The following is a 1,956-nucleotide window of genomic DNA, read 5'->3' on the forward strand; positions in this document are numbered from 1 at the left end:
GCGAATTGGAGGGAATCGCGATGACAGAACAAGACATTTTAGAAGCGTTAGAAGAGTGGCAAAATTTGAGCGTTGACCCGGAAAATCGTTACGCATACGAAATGCGACTGAAATGGCTCCTCGATCAATTATCGAACATTCGCGGAAGTCGGGAAGAAGGGTTGAAAGAAGGGTTGAAAAGGGGATTGGAACAAGGACGGGCTGAGGGATTGAAAGAAGGAATGAAGCATAAAGAACGAGAAATGATTCGAAAGATGGTGGAAAAGGGGATGAGTATTGCCGACATCGCCCACATGCTTGACTTGACGGAGGAAGAAGTTCAGAGAATATGGGAAAGTTGATGCCGTGCCTGTCACGCCCCGAAGAGCACGTGTCGTTTTTGTCGGAGGAATTGTTCACCGATGTGACGGCGGGGGAAAAGTATCGCGTCGATGTGCTGGTGGAAACAAAATTAAAAGGGGAAGACGGCTTGATTATCGTCCATGGCTTCGGTGCCTGTCACCTGTCGATGAAACCGTATGAAACAATGCTTGATGTCGCGAGGTGATTCGATGGTCGTTGACTATGACCGATTGTTCAAAGAATTAATTCAAACATCCTTCTCTTTTCTCAGATATGTACGAACATATTGACTTTTGGTATTTGTGGAGTTTGCCGAAATATCTGTTTTCAGCTATTTGAAAGAGTGTGTCTATATTTTGGATATACTTGGTTGGTGTTGAATGGTATAATAAAAATATACAGAAAGTGAGGGATAGCAATGGGAAATGTAGACATTTTAAAAAATCATAACGAAGATGAGCGCCGCGACTATGTGCATATTTTTCAATTAGTTAGGCGGGCGTTACAGGAAGCGAATTTATTGCAGTTGACTGTCATTGAAGAACAAACAGATAAATTGATCGTGAAGCCGAAACCGTTGAGTATGGAGGATAAAGTGAAAGCTTTTGAAAGCCTAGCAGGTAGTGCTGTTCTCGCTGGTGAAAATGTAAAAGAGTTGCTTAAAATGGCTAATCGGGAAGAAGAATGGAGGAATAAGGAGCTTGAGTAATATCGCACTCATTGATAATAATATTTACGTTTATCATTATTTGGGCTATGAGCCAGTGAAACACCTCTTCACTCAACTGTTAAATGATGGTTTTGAAATCGCAATGTCTAGTGTTGTTGCGATGGAGTTTCTTTCATATGAAAAGATAGAAACGAACGAAGCGATTCGTCATAAGCGATACGGCTATATTCAGACATCAACGCTATACAACGTGGACTTCGAAATAGCAGAAAAGGCAGCCGAATTGCGGAGAAAATGTAAGACGGAAACCGGAAAAACATTAAAAGCAGGGGATGCGCTTATTGCTGCTACAGCGATTGTAAAAGGAATGACATTGTTTAGCAACAATGATAAAGATTTTGTACGTTTGCAAAAATGGGGATTGAATTATGTGAATCCTATTCAAGATCCAGAAGACTTGCAAACGTTTATTCATAAACTGTTATAAGACCGTTGCTCTGAATGTTTATCATTCAGCCCTTTTTTGAAATTCCACATGTGCATGAGCATATCGACTTTCAGCACGTGTCTTTTTTGTCAGAGGAACTGTTCACCGATGTGACGGCAGGGGAGAAGTATCGCGTCGATTTACTTGTCGAAACAAAATTAAAAGGGGAAGACGGCTTGATTATCGTCCACATCGAAAATCAAAGCTACGTGCAGCCATCTTTTCCAGAACGGATGTTTATTTACTTTAGCCGCTTGTTTGAAAAATACCGAAAGCGCATGTTGCCGATTGCGGTATTTAGCTACGACTCTCTTCGCAATGAGCCCTCCTCGTTTACGCTCCAATTTCCATTTTTCGATGTGCTTCAATTTCGATTTCTTACTGTTGAGTTGCGCAAACAAAACTGGCGTGATTACATTCGCCACGACAACCCAATCGCCGCTGCGTTGTTAAGCAA

4 protein-coding genes and 1 pseudogene are annotated in these 1,956 nt (G+C 41.7%); all 5 read left to right on the forward strand.

Annotated elements, in window-relative coordinates; translation table 11 throughout:
- Positions 1–341 (forward strand): annotated as a pseudogene (locus CS060_RS13885) (Rpn family recombination-promoting nuclease/putative transposase); the annotation flags it as partial.
- Positions 329–547, forward strand: a complete 219-nt coding sequence (locus CS060_RS13890; protein ID WP_035049895.1) for a hypothetical protein — start codon at positions 329–331, stop codon at positions 545–547. The pseudogene CS060_RS13885 and the gene CS060_RS13890, both read left to right, overlap by 13 nt.
- Before the next feature lie 213 nt (positions 548–760).
- Positions 761–1,051 (forward strand): hypothetical protein, encoded by a 291-nt coding sequence (locus CS060_RS13895; protein WP_035049894.1) that lies wholly within the window; start codon positions 761–763, stop codon positions 1,049–1,051.
- The gene (locus CS060_RS13900) at positions 1,044–1,499 is read left to right on the forward strand and encodes a type II toxin-antitoxin system VapC family toxin (protein ID WP_035049889.1); all 456 of its coding nucleotides are present in this window, start codon (positions 1,044–1,046) and stop codon (positions 1,497–1,499) included. Before CS060_RS13895 ends, CS060_RS13900 begins: the two co-directional genes overlap by 8 nt.
- 14 nt (positions 1,500–1,513) lie before the next feature.
- Positions 1,514–1,956 (forward strand): RpnC/YadD family protein (locus CS060_RS13905; protein WP_503413718.1); only part of this gene is annotated, 443 nt, incomplete at its 3' end.

This window comes from Anoxybacillus flavithermus, assembly GCF_002742685.1.
Taxonomy (GTDB): domain Bacteria; phylum Bacillota; class Bacilli; order Bacillales; family Anoxybacillaceae; genus Anoxybacillus; species Anoxybacillus flavithermus_E.

Bases quoted from the DNA above. Each gene is read 5' to 3' on its own strand.
- CS060_RS13895 (WP_035049894.1), top strand. From the start codon at position 761: ATGGGAAATGTAGACATTTTAAAAAATCATAACGAAGATGAGCGCCGC.
- CS060_RS13890 (WP_035049895.1), top strand. From the start codon at position 329: ATGGGAAAGTTGATGCCGTGCCTGTCACGCCCCGAAGAGCACGTGTCG.